General features: G+C 46.5%; 13 protein-coding genes and 1 other annotated feature. Of the genes, 5 read left to right on the top strand and 8 right to left on the bottom strand.

The features are described 5' to 3' along the window. Positions 1–346: 346 nt before the first annotated feature. The 3 genes from T3H97_RS05415 to T3H97_RS05405 are packed head-to-tail and all read right to left on the bottom strand — an operon-like array spanning position 347 to position 2,586. Entirely contained in the window at positions 347–1,018 is a 672-nt protein-coding gene (locus T3H97_RS05415; RefSeq protein WP_025723198.1) for a hypothetical protein, read from the bottom strand. Between the two features lie 19 nt (positions 1,019–1,037). Continuing rightward, complete coding sequence (locus T3H97_RS05410; RefSeq protein WP_103048989.1) at positions 1,038–1,709, bottom strand: GNAT family N-acetyltransferase; 672 nt, start codon at positions 1,707–1,709, stop codon at positions 1,038–1,040. A 16-nt stretch (positions 1,710–1,725) separates the two neighbouring features. Next, complete coding sequence (locus T3H97_RS05405) at positions 1,726–2,586, bottom strand: carbon-nitrogen hydrolase family protein (RefSeq protein WP_025723200.1); 861 nt, start codon at positions 2,584–2,586, stop codon at positions 1,726–1,728. 161 nt (positions 2,587–2,747) lie between these two features. After that, positions 2,748–3,019: a binding site (T-box leader), on the top strand. A gap of 87 nt (positions 3,020–3,106) precedes the next feature. Here T3H97_RS05405 and T3H97_RS05400 point away from each other — a divergent pair. Further along, positions 3,107–4,189 carry a bifunctional 3-deoxy-7-phosphoheptulonate synthase/chorismate mutase gene (locus T3H97_RS05400; protein ID WP_013309063.1) on the top strand — a complete coding sequence of 361 codons (1,083 nt, stop codon included), beginning with the start codon at positions 3,107–3,109 and terminating at the stop codon, positions 4,187–4,189. A gap of 234 nt (positions 4,190–4,423) precedes the next feature. Further along, positions 4,424–6,049: a DUF1593 domain-containing protein gene (locus T3H97_RS05395; protein WP_103048990.1), complete on the top strand. Its 1,626-nt coding sequence runs from the start codon at positions 4,424–4,426 to the stop codon at positions 6,047–6,049. Between the two features lie 86 nt (positions 6,050–6,135). Here T3H97_RS05395 and T3H97_RS05390 read toward each other — a convergent pair whose 3' ends face one another. Further along, positions 6,136–6,996 (bottom strand): TrmB family transcriptional regulator, encoded by an 861-nt coding sequence (locus T3H97_RS05390; protein WP_025723203.1) that lies wholly within the window; start codon positions 6,994–6,996, stop codon positions 6,136–6,138. Between the two features lie 154 nt (positions 6,997–7,150). Here T3H97_RS05390 and T3H97_RS05385 point away from each other — a divergent pair, with 154 nt between their 5' ends. Continuing rightward, a complete protein-coding gene (locus tag T3H97_RS05385) occupies positions 7,151–8,053 on the top strand; it encodes a DMT family transporter (RefSeq protein WP_165144491.1) in 903 nt (300 codons plus the stop codon). A gap of 115 nt (positions 8,054–8,168) precedes the next feature. Here T3H97_RS05385 and T3H97_RS05380 read toward each other — a convergent pair whose 3' ends face one another. Beyond that, the gene (locus tag T3H97_RS05380; protein WP_025723205.1) at positions 8,169–8,348 is read right to left on the bottom strand and encodes an aspartyl-phosphate phosphatase Spo0E family protein; all 180 of its coding nucleotides are present in this window, start codon (positions 8,346–8,348) and stop codon (positions 8,169–8,171) included. Between the two features lie 150 nt (positions 8,349–8,498). Beyond that, on the bottom strand, positions 8,499–9,731 hold the full coding sequence (locus tag T3H97_RS05375) for an MFS transporter (RefSeq protein WP_103048991.1): 1,233 nt from the start codon (positions 9,729–9,731) through the stop codon (positions 8,499–8,501). Between the two features lie 130 nt (positions 9,732–9,861). Here T3H97_RS05375 and T3H97_RS05370 point away from each other — a divergent pair, with 130 nt between their 5' ends. Further along, on the top strand, positions 9,862–10,119 hold the full coding sequence (locus T3H97_RS05370) for a YqkE family protein (RefSeq protein WP_328801914.1): 258 nt from the start codon (positions 9,862–9,864) through the stop codon (positions 10,117–10,119). Between the two features lie 330 nt (positions 10,120–10,449). Continuing rightward, the gene (locus T3H97_RS05365) at positions 10,450–11,127 is read left to right on the top strand and encodes a peptidylprolyl isomerase (protein WP_069291265.1); all 678 of its coding nucleotides are present in this window, start codon (positions 10,450–10,452) and stop codon (positions 11,125–11,127) included. 184 nt (positions 11,128–11,311) lie between these two features. On the opposite strand, the gene T3H97_RS05360 is transcribed toward T3H97_RS05365, so the two are convergent. Then, positions 11,312–11,983 (bottom strand): MgtC/SapB family protein, encoded by a 672-nt coding sequence (locus tag T3H97_RS05360; protein ID WP_328801913.1) that lies wholly within the window; start codon positions 11,981–11,983, stop codon positions 11,312–11,314. Between the two features lie 118 nt (positions 11,984–12,101). Next, positions 12,102–13,475, bottom strand: a complete 1,374-nt coding sequence (locus T3H97_RS05355; protein WP_328802781.1) for an N-acyl-D-glucosamine 2-epimerase — start codon at positions 13,473–13,475, stop codon at positions 12,102–12,104. Positions 13,476–13,689: the final 214 nt, after the last annotated feature.

The following is a 13,689-nucleotide window of genomic DNA, read 5'->3' as shown; positions in this document are numbered from 1 at the left end:
CAGGTGAAAGAAAACGGTTACCAATTCTGGTATGCGGGTAATGAAGTGTATAACAGAAAGGAGTTGACTGATCTCCTATGTATAAAGATCCGATGTCTCAGGCCGATATGGAGTATAAGCGCTACAAAACCTTGAATCCTGTGGAAGCAGACGAACGTAGGACCGCGGACAAGACAATTACGGACGATATTTCGGCCGAAGATAACCCACGAGGAGTCGCATCTGCGAAGCCCGAACCCAGGGATCAAGGAAAATGAAAGGACCGATAGGGAAATGCAAAAAAGGTGCAACCTAAGCCACGCAGATGATACGTGGCTTGAGTGCACCCTTTTTGTACTTCATATGTTTACAATGGCAGCAATACTACTGTCGATTTGGCTTCCAATCCCTCTACCATTTCGTTCCAGGCAGCAGGCTTGTTCGGCAATACTGTATAGTAACGACGCAGGAAAGCTGCCACCAATTCGGCGCTCACTTCTTCCACGCTATCATCCTCAGGCATAAAGCCTAAATTCAGCCCTTCTACTGCTACTCCATCGTTATTCCAGGACGGATGTACATAGTCCAGGTCCAATCGCTTATAGCCCAGATGAGATAGCACCTCACGTCGCACGTACGGGTCCATTGGCTTGACACCACCAAAGGTATGCTCGTTGCCACGGTAAGGGTCATAGATTTCAGCAAACATCCCCTGCAACTGCTGTCCACTGGCCTGAGCAAGCGCGTGCAAGTCATTCTGACGTCGTGTCCAAAGAAAACGGCCAATGCCCAGTCCCGGTTGTCCGATGATCGTAAAATCTGTCATAGCTACATTAAAGTCCTCATAATAACGATACTCTGTTGCACCGACTACCTTATCGTCCTGTACCGCAACAAAGACACGAATACCCGGGTCTTCCAGTGGTTCCTTCCACAGGCTGTACTCCAGCACTTCCTCTGGTGGAAATACTTCCTGCATTAGCTGATGCATGCTCGCAAACAAGGGGTCTTCAATATGAGTAATGCGATGATATTCCATAGGACACACTCCTCTTCAATTAGTGATGGGTATGAAACGGATTTCGCCATTCCATGAGGGCAGCATAATTACGCGATTGTTCATCATCCAAATAATTCGGCAGGATGCAGACAGGCACCCGTCCGCAACGAAGTAGAAAAGTTAATACCGGGTCCTTCAGTTCACCAGACACTACGGCATCCACATACGCTTCTGCGCTCAATTGGTCGGCATGATGCTGATAACCAGGCATACGGCCCGCGCCCAGCAAACGATCCAGTCTCCGTTCAATCACAAGATGATATAAGGAAAAAATCAGCCATTTACCCAGACCCAATCTGCGGTAAGCAGGACGTACCGCTAAGTCAATCACATACAGCGCCTTAGCGTCCTCACAGTGTGTACGAATATAACCGTCGTCCGCAACTTCCTCCCATGTATGCTGAGGATGTTCGGGGTTATAATGCATCAGCAGGCTGGTTACCGAACCCGCCAGTTCCCCCTCAATTTCCACACACAGCGCTCCATCTGCAAAATGCTCTATCTGGCTGGCAATCTGCTCCCGGCTCCATAACAGCTCCTGCGGATAAGGTGGCGGGAAGCTCTCCAGCTGAATACGCAGCAATCCCTCATAATCGGCTGTAGAATAATTACGAATCACCGCCCGAAGCGGTCGATCGCCGTCAAAGATGAACCATTCTTTGCGATACATGGCTTATTTCCTTTCATTAGCTCCAGTCTGTGTACAAATCTGTTCTACGATCACGCCAGGTTGTCACCGAGCCACGCTCGCGTACATCGTACAACAGCTGCAAATCGAGATCTGCTGTCACAATCATATCGTTGTTCAGTTCACCCTCCACCATAATGCCGCGTGGCGGAAAAGGAATGTCATTGGGTGTAATGACTGCGGCTTGCCCATAATTGGCACGCATAAAATCAACCGTAGGCAAAGAGCCGACAGTCCCCGTCGAAACGACATACACCTGATTTTCAACCGCTCTGGCGTGGCTTGTATACCGTACCCGGTAAAATCCGTGACGATCGTCCGTACAGGAAGGGCAGAAAATAATATCTGCTCCCTTCGCCTTCGCCATGCGAACGATTTCGGGAAACTCAATATCATAGCAGGTCAGCATCGCTATGGTGCCCTTGGACGTCTCAAACACATTTAGTCCCTCACCGGGAGCCATATTCCATTCATGCACCTCAGTCGGTGTAATGTGAATTTTGTCCTGGGTGGCCACGCGTCCGTCCGGGTAAAACAAATGTGCCGTATTATATAAACGTTCGTTTCGCCTAATTACATGAGTGCCGCCAATAATATGCATCCCGGTTCGACGGGCGAACGAAGTGAATAATTCAAGGTACCGGTCGGTAAAATCCGGCAGGTCGTTGATCGTCAAAGCTTTGCCTTTACTCTCACCGATCGACATAAGCTGGGTCGTAAAAAACTCGGGAAACAGGACAAATTCCGCGCCAAATTCCTCGGCTGTTTTAATATAATGCTCCGATTGCAGGGCAAATTGCTCGAATGAGTCAATCGTATGCAGATGATATTGAACCGCCGATACTCTGATTTTGCTCATAATTCCTCCTCGGACATCACGTCTTTTAGATTGCAAGGGGGTCCCGTTGCTGTTCACATTATAACCGATTCAAAACGGTGCGAAAACTGAACCTGATAATCAGGGCTTGCCTTCTGCACCTACTTTGTTTAAAATAAGGTCAAATCTTTTGAATACCATGAACAAAGACAGCGACGGAGACAAGTAAACGTCTAACGGATTCCCACAGAAAGGTACGAATTGCTGAGAGCGTACCGCAATCCCGCGTTGAAATTCACTCCCGAGTCGAGCCTTGAACCGACAGAAGGATTCATTCCTTTGTCCGCAGTAGAGGTTTCCGGAAGCCCCCGTTACGGGCATCAAGCTCAGAAGTTACTGCCGTCGACTGAACGACGTTGACGATTCGTATGTATACTTCTGTAATTAGGGTGGTACCACGGCATTCGTCCCTTGCGACGAGTGCCTTTTTGTGTTATTTTCTGCAAAAAAGTCTATGGGCTGACAGAAAAAAACAAATTTAAATTCGGGAAGGGTGTACTGTATGTCTACAAATGAAAATTCTTTGGAGCTGCTGCGTGAACAGCTCGATGCTACAAATTTGCAATTGCTGGAGCTGCTGTCCCAACGCGCTGAACTGGCGGGACAACTTGGAAAATTGAAGGAAGCTCAAGGGGTACCTGACTTTGATCCGGTACGTGAGCAACAAATGCTGGACAAGCTGATCGCGGCTAACCGTGGGCCTTTTGACGATGCTACGATTCGCCAGCTGTTCAAAAATATTTTCAAGGCTTCTTTGAACTATCAAAAAGAAGAACACAAAAAACATCTGATCGTCAGCCGCAAAAATCAACCGGATAGCACTGTTATTAAGGTTAAAGATACGCTGGTGGGCGGCAAAGCCTCCATCATGGTCGCAGGTCCCTGCTCGGTAGAAAGCTACCAGCAAACTCGTGAAGTAGGTGCGGCTCTCAAGGAAGCCGGTGTGCCGATTCTTCGTGGTGGCGCGTTCAAACCACGTACGTCTCCGTACGATTTCCAAGGACTGGGCGTGGAAGGACTGCAAATTCTCAAACGTGTAGGCGACGAGTTCGGGCTGGCTACAATCAGTGAAATCGTCGATCCAAGACATTTGGAGGAAGCGATCCAATACATCGACATTATTCAAATTGGTGCGCGCAACATGCACAACTTTGAGTTGCTCAAAGCTGCGGGTGAAACCAGAACTCCGGTTCTGCTCAAACGCGGACTGGCTGCCACTATGGAAGAGTTCCTTCATGCTGCTGAATACATCGTTTCCCGTGGTAACACGCAAGTCATGCTGATTGAACGCGGTATCCGTACGTACGAAAAATGGACGCGTAACACGCTGGATATTTCTGCTGTTCCGATTTTGAAAAAGGAAAGCCATCTGCCTGTATTGGTGGACGTGACTCACTCCACAGGACGTAAGGACATCCTGGCCCCTTGCGCCAAAGCTGCCTTGGCTGCTGGAGCCGACGGTATCATGGTGGAAGTCCATCCGAACCCAGCAGTCGCTTTGTCCGATGCTCAGCAACAGCTGAACATTCCTGAGTTCCACAACTTCCTGTCTGAAGTCAAAGAATCCGGTTTATTCAAAGCGTAAAACTAATTTTATGCCGGGATTCATAAACCGCTTTCATTTTCTCGGATTATGTTGTAGAATCTAAACAGGATTGTGACTGATCATGCAGGCAAAACCTAGATATATGTATGCGCCATTTCTATGGATGCATATATGTATTTAGGTTTTTTTTATATCTTGAATCATGAATAAAAAGGATGCCCGCATGGTTATAATCCTAAAACATCCTGGAAACGTTCAGAGAGGGGAACAGAAATGAGAGAAAGAAAAGGGTTAAGCATTTTTTTATTAGCCATGATATGTATTTTGATCATCAGTGGTTGCAGCGGCGGAAAAGCTCCTGCTGTTGCAAAGGATGAAAGCGCTGCTCCAGCAAAAGAACAAGTGGACAATAAAGTAGAAACTAAAGCGACGAAGGCCAGAACGGTTATTACAACCGATGGAGAAGTCGATGATATGAATTCGGTTATTCGCTTCCTCCTCTATTCTAATGAAATGGACTTGTCTGGTATCGTATTGACCAGTTCCGTGTATCATTATGCAGGTGATGAAAAGGCCGGCATCAAGCCATTTAGATGGACTGGAACTCAATGGGTAACGGATATGATCGATGCTTATGGAGAAATTTACCCTAATCTAACTAAACAAGCCGAAGGATATCCAAAGCCTGAATATATTAAAAGCGTTACCAAGATAGGCAATATTTCATACAAAGGTGAGATGGACAAAGAAACAGAAGGATCTAATTTCCTTAAAAATCTCTTCCTGGATGATGACAAAAGAGATTTATATGTACAAACCTGGGGTGGCACAAATACTACAGCCAAAGCTTTAAAATCTATTGAGGACGAATACAAAAATACAGCTCAATGGGCTGATATCCAAAAAAAGGTGAGCGATAAGCTCGTTCTATATATCATTTTGGATCAGGATGACAGCTACAATAAGTACATCGCAAAGAATTGGCCAGACATCAGAATTATTAATGATCAATCTAACTTCTGGCATTTCGCTTATGCTTGGAAAATGCATACAGAAGAAGTAAACAGCAAGTTGCACGGGGAATGGAACTTCAAAAATATTAAAGATGGTCATGGGAAGTTGCTCAATATGTATGCCTTGATGGGCGATGGCAATATCATCAAAGGCGAGTTGGATGAAGAACAAAGAGGCAGTGAAGCCTACTTAAAGAAAAATCCACAATACGACAAGTATGACTTTATTTCTGAAGGTGATTCTCCATCCTTCTTCTATTTAATTGATAACGGATTGCGGAGTATGGAAAACCCATCCTATGGTGGCTGGGGAGGTCGTTTCGGTGTCGTTAACGATAAATTATTTAGAAATACCGTGTTAGATTATGATGTGCATACGAAAAAATTCGAAGCAGAATATTCTCTGATGCGTTGGTTTGATGATATTCAAAATGACTTTGCTGCTCGTGCAGATTGGGCTATTGCATCCGACTACAAAGATGCCAACCATAATCCAACGTTGACCATTAAAGAAGGATTAGACCTAACCGCTAGTCCAGGGGAGAAAATAACCCTGCATGCAGAAGGTTCAGATCCCGACGGTAATCAATTGACCTATAAATGGTGGAGATATTTTGAAGCAGACACGTATGAGGATTCTAAAGTAAAACCAGCACAAGTTAAACCTGAATTGCTGGGGGAAATGCAGCTTGGGCTTCATCGAGAAGTAGCTAAAGGCGAGAAAGTAAACACGATTGACTTGCAAGGTAGTGATACGAATGCAGTTAGTTTCACAGTTCCTGCAGATGCTAAGTCAGGGAATACGCTTCATATCATTGCAGAAGTACAGGACAATGGAAAACATCCTTTAAAGCATTATCAACGTGTGATTGTAACCGTAAAATAATTGAACACAACATCCAATAAAATTAGGCCCATGGAATAACACTCCATGGGCCTGTTTATTTTTGCACATCGGACCTCAGACAATCTCTATACACGTTTAATGCTTTTTTCAGTCAAAGGAACATAATATCCTTTGCCATTCGGACCCATAGCAAATTTATTGCGAAGATGGATTAGATTAGGGCCGAATTTCGCCTCTAATTGTTCACGGAACTCATATAGGATTTCCATGATATAAATATCATGAATAATCACTTCTGTAATCGGCATCACCAGACCCGGATGTAACGTCCATGCAGCGCGGCTGTCATCACCAAGTGAAAGTATGCCAGCTACGACCTCCCGGTCGTCTACGCTAAGTACAATCCACCGACCACCAATTTCAGACGTAATCTCCTCACTCATATCATGGCGGTAAACATTAGCGAAATCAAAGTTAAGCTCCCCATACGCTACAATGATCACTTCAATTCCTTGTTGAGCGACTTGCTCTAAGGCATCTCGGAACACCTCGGCATCCTCTTTCCAAATTTCCAATAAAATTCGGTGTTTTGCTCCCTTTACCCCTTCATTTATACGATTGATAATGGCTTCATACCCCGAGATATTCCAAATATTCTCTCTGTTTTGAAATGATGCTGTGTACTGCTCCAAACTCTCTTGCGCCACATTGAAAATCTGCTCTGCTTTGCGTTTTCTCTGGGCAATCAATTCATGCGGCGGAAGCGGCACATACAGAGGCGTATTTTCTTGACTGACCATAATATCCCCACGGTTAACCATTCCAGACAAAACCTCATAAATTTTGGATCTCGGTACCCCGGAATTCAATGAAACGGCGTATCCCGAAAGTGGAGAGCTTTCCAATAAGGTCACATAAGCCTTGGCTTCATATTCACTAAAATTCAAATCCCGTAGAATTTCTAATATATTTGGTTTTGGTTTCATGACGTCTTCTCCTCAATTCGTGTTCATCCTTACTATATCACTTCCCCTTGACAAAAACTGATATACACACTATCTTTTTAGTAACGTTTTTATAGTAGTCACTATAGTAGCAACTATTGTATTTCACAGGGGATTACCTCAGGGAGGATTTAACTTGAACAAAGTCATAGCTCATCACAGCGAAAGCAACAGGATTTACTACGGTTCTACGATCCTGGCCCTATTGATCTGGAGTACATCGTTTATTGCCACCAAAGCAGCCTACACGACGTTCCCCCCTCTTACCTTGGGTCTGTCGAGATTTATTATAGCTTCCGTTGTGCTAGGTATCGTTTTGCTGATTAAAAAAGAACATGTCAAAGTAAAGCCAAAAGATTTGGCTACGATTTCGTTTAGTGGTGTTTTGGGAATCACTCTCTATTTTTCAATGGAGAATATAGGGGTTAGCCTGACTACCGCTTCCAACGCAGCATTAATTGTTGCATCATATCCCGCAATTACATCGCTGCTTGAACTTATTTTGTATAAAGTGAAAATATCCAAATATAAAATTTGCGGCATAGCATTGGCCATGATCGGGGTATATTTCTTGACTTCAGTTGGCGAAAGTTCGGATAGTAAGAATCAACTCATCGGAAATTTAATATTAATCGGGACGGGTTTTGCGTGGGCGTTTTACATTTTCATGACGCGTAAGGTTGTGGACAAATATCCACCCGTGACGTTATCTTTTTATCAAACCGTTGCAGGAAGTATCTTTTTTATACCGTTGGCTCTATTAGAAAAGGATCGTTGGCAGGTTCCGACAACAGGATCGTTTATGTTGTTAGTATATCTGGGTGTATTCTGCTCCGTTATCGCGTTTTTGCTATATAATTACGGATTAATCAAGCTGTCACCGAGCAGTTCCGTTTCTCTGATGAATTTGGTTCCGATATTTGGAGTCTTATTTTCTGTTTTGCTTTTGCAAGAAACGATTACATGGCGCCAAATCATTGGCGGTTTGGTCGTTATTATCGGTGTTTTACTGAGTGCACATCAAACGAACCGTACCTAAAATGATAGATTGCACACTAGTTATAAAAGTTAAGATAAGCATCGTTGTTATAGGTATTAGCGCTACAGCAAGGGCGAGTGACCTCACCAAAAGTTTCTCGCCCAGTCGGTTGCATTTATGCAGTTGGCTTTTTTTCTTTTATATAAAAAAGGTGGTTATATTGATTGATGAGGTTATCCATAATTACAGACTGTCTGAGCACACTGGCATGATTAAAACCATGTTTTGCTTGCAAAATATACAGCTTTTGGCGAGCTTTCTCAAGCTGTTGACGCAAAATGTCGTCTCTTATCATAATATATCCCTCCTTGTCATATTATCAGTGTAGAGGGTTATGAATAAGTATACTAAAAGTAAAGGTTTGGGATAATTATCTAATCGCGCAAAAAAAGACCTGCTCTAGGAGCCTTAAGCTTATGCCATTAGACAATCTGCTGTCATTCGCCTATCCGGCAGAATGAATATCCTGATCCGTGACGTTCTTCTTGGCTGAAACCGGGAACACGTTTTTCCCCTTTACCCCTAGCAACAACGCTGCAAGCAGCAATATACCACCGTTTAACACAAAGATCCAGCGGATCGGCATCCAACTGCCAAGCATGCCGCCAATCAACGGCCCCGCCATTGTCGCGAGTTGAGTGGCTGATTGGCTCAAGCTAAAGGCTCGTCCGCGAAACTCCGGCTTGGTGACCTCCACAGTCATCGCGTTGATAGCAGGCATGACGGACGCATAAAACAATCCATATCCAAACCGAAGCGCACCAAAACCAATAAAGTTGGTTACATAAAATTGTAGGATATTCCCGATTCCCGAACCGATCAGCCCAATCAGCAGCACGTGTGCAAATCCGGTTCGTCCTCCAATCCGTCCCCATCGGGGAGCCATCAGCACCGCCGCAATGCCTACGGCTGAGAATACAATCCCGGAACTTAGAGATGCTTGGCTGCGGTCAACTCCCATTTCAAGCACATATACCGTAATTAACGGTTCCAGTATCATAACGGAAAAGGTACTTAATCCCGCTAGAATAAGCAAAAAGTACAAAGGCCGATTAGCAATAGCCTCCTTGATATCATCACGAACATGCGAGCGGGTACTGGTTCCCTTGAAGCTGTCCTCTCTAGCGCCAAAGGTCGCAATTAACGCAGATACCAGTACAAGAGCCGCAGAGAAAAAAAAGGCATTCCGATTGCCATAATAATGGCTCACCACACCGCCAATCAACGGACCTATAATGCTGCCTGTCGCCCCAGCGGTCGCCATAATACCGAGTGCATAGCCGGTTTTCTCCTCAGGTGAACCCGTTCCGACCAGCGCAATCGCAGCAGGAATAAACCCGGATAGAAGGCCTTGAAACAACCGTACTCCTACGAACACATATGGATCTGTCACCAAAGCACATATCAGGTACAACACCGCCAGGCTAAAGCCTGAACGAATCAGCATCGGTTTGCGTCCATACTTATCCGCAAGCGAACCCCAAAATGGGGCAATCAGCGCGCTGGCTAAAAAAGTAACTCCAAAGGCAATCCCCGACCACAGTTCCAGATGATCATTTACGCCCATTTCCGTATTCAGAAATATAGGTAAAAACGGAATTGACACGGAATAGGCCATGCTGCAAAACAATACTCCAATCCACAAAATGACCAGGTTTCGCTTCCAATATAGATGCATGATGCCACACGTCCCTTCTGCTCATTCCATTATTACCCTCTAAATTAGAAAAGTCTACCGCCCCCTCATCCTTCAATCGTGGAACAACCGTGAAGAAGCTGATATAATCGAATGGAATGGAGTTGATGACATGGCTAAGAAGAGAAATTCGCCTTCCCCTGCTCCTGCGGCTCAGGACAAACCTGCTACGTTAAAAGATCTGTTGAGTCAGGACGTGCTGAATAAACTTAAGGCTCAAGCCAATGAAGCCCAAGCAGAACAGGACAAACGTAAAGAAGACGAACGGCAGCGTGCCGTCGAAGCAAAAAAAGCTGAACAGAAGAAGCTGGATAACAACTTTGAGCATCTGCTGAATAACAGCAATTTGGACTGGCACAAATACAAATAAGCCAAAACCACAACGGTTTTGGCCTATCTTTACGATTTATGTTATAGCCAGTCACGAAAATGTTGTACTGAGTACAGCACCCCTACCCAAACCGGCAGACTGAACGCCATACCCCATATGAGACCTTTTGCCAGCTTTTTGTCTACCTCCATCATGATCCTGCCCCTTTCCTTGGGAATAGCAGCAGTATGGGTCAAGAATACGGCTTTCAAACCCGTATTTCCTTATCCCCAGCAAAAAAGGTATGATAGAAAATGGAAAAGTGTTCTGCGCTGCCCCCAAACTTTAAATTAGGATGTTACACCATCCAACCTTTCAGGAGGAATATCAATGAACCGAAAAACGATACGCCCATGGTACACGCTGTGCCTACTGGCCATCATGCTCGTGCTGGTTGCTGGATGCGGTACAAAAGCGGCCGATGTGGAAGCCGCCAGCCGGACAAGCACTACAACTCCTGCTGCGACTAAAGACAAGAACAAGGCTGTTTCCCATCCGATTGTCACGATTGTCATGAATGATGGCAAGAAAATTAAGCTTGAGCTGTATCCGGAAGTAGCACCGAACACGGTTAACAATTTCATTTCTTTAGTGCAAAAGGGAGCCTATAACGGTACCATTTTCCACCGTGTTATCCCAGGCTTTATGATTCAGGGTGGTGATCCGCAAGGTAACGGTACAGGTGGCCCCGGCTACAGTATCAAAGGCGAATTCAAGAGCAATGGTGTTAACAATACACTCAAACATACACGTGGCGTATTATCCATGGCCCGCTCAGCGGATCTGGATTCGGCTGGATCGCAATTTTTCATCATGGTTGCCGATGCGGACTACCTCGACGGTCAATATGCCGCTTTCGGTAAAGTAACGTCCGGGTTGGATGTGGTCGATGCTATCGTCAATTCCAAACGGGATAGCAATGACAAACCGATCCAACCGGCTACGATGAAAAAAGTCACTGTGGATACGCTGGGTAAAAAATATCCAGCTCCCGTCAAAGTAAAATAATATCTGGATGATAACAACGGCCCTGTGCATATGCATGGGGTCTTTGTTTGGCTACTGCCTCTGTGATGTAGTAAGAGTATATACACAAAAGGAAGCGTTTTCAATCATTATTTTTAAAGTTTTTTTCCGTTATAAAAGCCGCCAGCGTTCGACAAAAAAGCTACTGTGTGAGCAGTAAATTCGTCTAATTGGACTTGGTCTCGACTGAACGAATACCTTCCATCTCTTGAAGCAGTGACAGCAGTTCCTCCACTCCCTCTGACCGGGACAGCTTTAAAAGCATATGAATAACCAACTGCTCACCGTTATTGATGCGCTCGACGTGAAAGCTGTGAATCGTCAGCTTCTTGTGTTCCAGCAGTTCTTTGATCCGATTCAGTACGCCCGGCTCATTGTCGACCTGAACAATCACTTGTCGCGTAGACGGAGTAGCCATCTGATAAAAACGACTATGGAGCAAGGACTGAGCCGCTAGAATAAACAGCGTTACACCTGCACCAAGCCCATACATCCCTGCGCCTGCAGCAATACCAATTCCGGCGGTAGTCCAGATGCCCGCGGCAGTGGTCAGCCCTTTGATTCTATTTTTTTGTGTGAAAATCATCCCTGCTCCGATAAAACCGACTCCACTTATAACCTGTGCTGCTATTCTGGAAGGGTCTAGCGACAGGTTCGACCAGACGGCTTGATCCTGAAAACCATATTTGGATACCACCATCATGAGCGCTGCGCCAATACCGACAATGAAATGCGTGCGAATGCCCGCCTCCTTCATCCGACTTTTGCGCTCATAGCCGATTAATGCGCCGCATAATCCTGCAAACATGACCCGAATCAGGTAATCCCAATCCCACATACTTTTTTCACTCCACTATAGTTTATGTTTTGAAAGATGTTGCCTCAAAGTATACAATTCAAAAATGCTACGGCAAATGAGCCATTTATACAGCTGTTATTTTGTTATTACCCAAATTTTAAGGAACCCTCACTTCATCCTCTGGCAGATTGCGATGTGCCTTCCTTCCCTTGAGCAGCCATAGCTCCGGTGTATCCTGCACACCATCAAGGCGCAAGCTGAACGCCTCCGCTGGTAAATTGCGTATACGCAGCAATAGACGGTTTCCGTCTGCTACGGCATCCACAAGCTCCAGCAACGTTAGTGAATCGTTCCTTAGGTGGCGGCTCAGGTCGCGTGTTGTACCTGCTCTGTCCTCCCGGCTCCAAATACGCAACTCATCTACAGACGGTGTGGCAATTCGCTTGCTGAAAGAAATAACCACCTCATCTTCGGCTGAACGTTCCGCTCTAAGCGGTTTGGGCGGCTCATGGTACATGTAACCACCCACATGGTATTCATAGGCGGTCCAGGCGTCGTAGTCGCCCTCCAGGGCGGTAGCCCCGAACCGCCGCGTCCACTCGCGATCTCGAACCATCCGCGCGAGCGAACCGATATCCGCCTGCACCCCGAGGGGCAGGCCCGGATAAGCGGTGCGAATCAACTGCGCGATGCGGGCGTAGCCGCGAATATACTGTGGCGGCAGACGGCGGCGCATCCAGTCCGGCCAATGGGTCTGGAGTACGTGCATATCCGGGGCGACGCACCCGATCATGGCTACCGCGTCCAGACCCTGCCATTCCCGCAGCTGGCCGGGAACATCGCCGCGCCCGCTCACAGCAAGCGACCATGTCGCCACGCAGATGTCCGGCCGGACATCACGCACACCGCCTGCGCCGTTCACCAGCTCGCTGATCAGGCCGTTCACGGCGTCCACACGCAGATCAACCCACTGCGCGTACAGGTTCGGAACCTTCCGGTAGTAATTTCGCGCATGCTTGTCGCGGAAATCCGGAATGTTCTCACCACTGCGCTCGCGAAAGACACGCTGTGCATGCGGCCCAATATCCCCGTACACTCCACTGCGCAGCCCGTTCCATTCGGGGAAATAAGGCTCCGCCACCTCGAACCCGTCGAACGGAATGTCGGTGACGAGCCGGGCAGCGGCGTTTTTTTTCCATTCCACATACTCCTGGGCAAAATGCGAAAGCCGCTGAAATCCGTCGTTCGGTTCGCGCAGCAGCTCCATGCGCCATTCTTTCCACTCCGGCGGTAGCTGGGACACGCCAAAAGAGCCGTTGCCTAGCACCATTGCCCACACCGCTATGCCTCTGCGTTGAAAAGCAGCAACAAGCGCTCCATCCACTTCATTTTCACGCACGACAAAATAATGAACGGTCTGGTAGCCCGCAAGGGCGATCTCATCTGCTATACTGTCCCGCGAACGGTTGGCGTAATAGGGAAACAACGGATCGATTTGAATACTGGGGCCGCTTAGTGCCCACGGTTTCATTTTTCCGGTCAGTGCTATAGCGTCTGTCGATCCGGGTTGGTCATTTGCGTTATAGCTCAATTCGATCCACCTCCGTCACTCGGTCTTCTCCATACTTGTTCCTGCTATATATTTTTGCTACAAGTTCCTGCTGGTTCGCCTATGTTACCATATTTCGCAAATGGGATAAAATCCAGCTGTGACTGTTTCACCCTCAACGTCCAGAGGTATGGAA

Origin of the sequence: Paenibacillus sp. LX16 (assembly GCF_036252815.1) — a bacterium.
In the GTDB taxonomy this organism is placed as follows: Bacteria; Bacillota; Bacilli; order Paenibacillales; family Paenibacillaceae; genus Paenibacillus; species Paenibacillus polymyxa_B.
Note: the sequence above shows the minus strand (reverse complement) of the source record. Positions and strands in the feature narration are given on the sequence as shown.

Bases quoted from the DNA above. Each gene is read 5' to 3' on its own strand.
- T3H97_RS05415 (WP_025723198.1), bottom strand. From the start codon at position 1,018: ATGGAATATCATCGCATTACTCATATTGAAGACCCCTTGTTTGCGAGC.
- T3H97_RS05410 (WP_103048989.1), bottom strand. From the start codon at position 1,709: ATGTATCGCAAAGAATGGTTCATCTTTGACGGCGATCGACCGCTTCGG.
- T3H97_RS05405 (WP_025723200.1), bottom strand. From the start codon at position 2,586: ATGAGCAAAATCAGAGTATCGGCGGTTCAATATCATCTGCATACGATT.
- T3H97_RS05400 (WP_013309063.1), top strand. From the start codon at position 3,107: ATGTCTACAAATGAAAATTCTTTGGAGCTGCTGCGTGAACAGCTCGAT.
- T3H97_RS05395 (WP_103048990.1), top strand. From the start codon at position 4,424: ATGAGAGAAAGAAAAGGGTTAAGCATTTTTTTATTAGCCATGATATGT.
- T3H97_RS05390 (WP_025723203.1), bottom strand. From the start codon at position 6,996: ATGAAACCAAAACCAAATATATTAGAAATTCTACGGGATTTGAATTTT.
- T3H97_RS05380 (WP_025723205.1), bottom strand. From the start codon at position 8,348: ATGATAAGAGACGACATTTTGCGTCAACAGCTTGAGAAAGCTCGCCAA.
- T3H97_RS05375 (WP_103048991.1), bottom strand. From the start codon at position 9,731: ATGCATCTATATTGGAAGCGAAACCTGGTCATTTTGTGGATTGGAGTA.
- T3H97_RS05370 (WP_328801914.1), top strand. From the start codon at position 9,862: ATGGCTAAGAAGAGAAATTCGCCTTCCCCTGCTCCTGCGGCTCAGGAC.
- T3H97_RS05365 (WP_069291265.1), top strand. From the start codon at position 10,450: ATGAACCGAAAAACGATACGCCCATGGTACACGCTGTGCCTACTGGCC.
- T3H97_RS05360 (WP_328801913.1), bottom strand. From the start codon at position 11,983: ATGTGGGATTGGGATTACCTGATTCGGGTCATGTTTGCAGGATTATGC.
- T3H97_RS05355 (WP_328802781.1), bottom strand. From the start codon at position 13,475: ATGAAACCGTGGGCACTAAGCGGCCCCAGTATTCAAATCGATCCGTTG.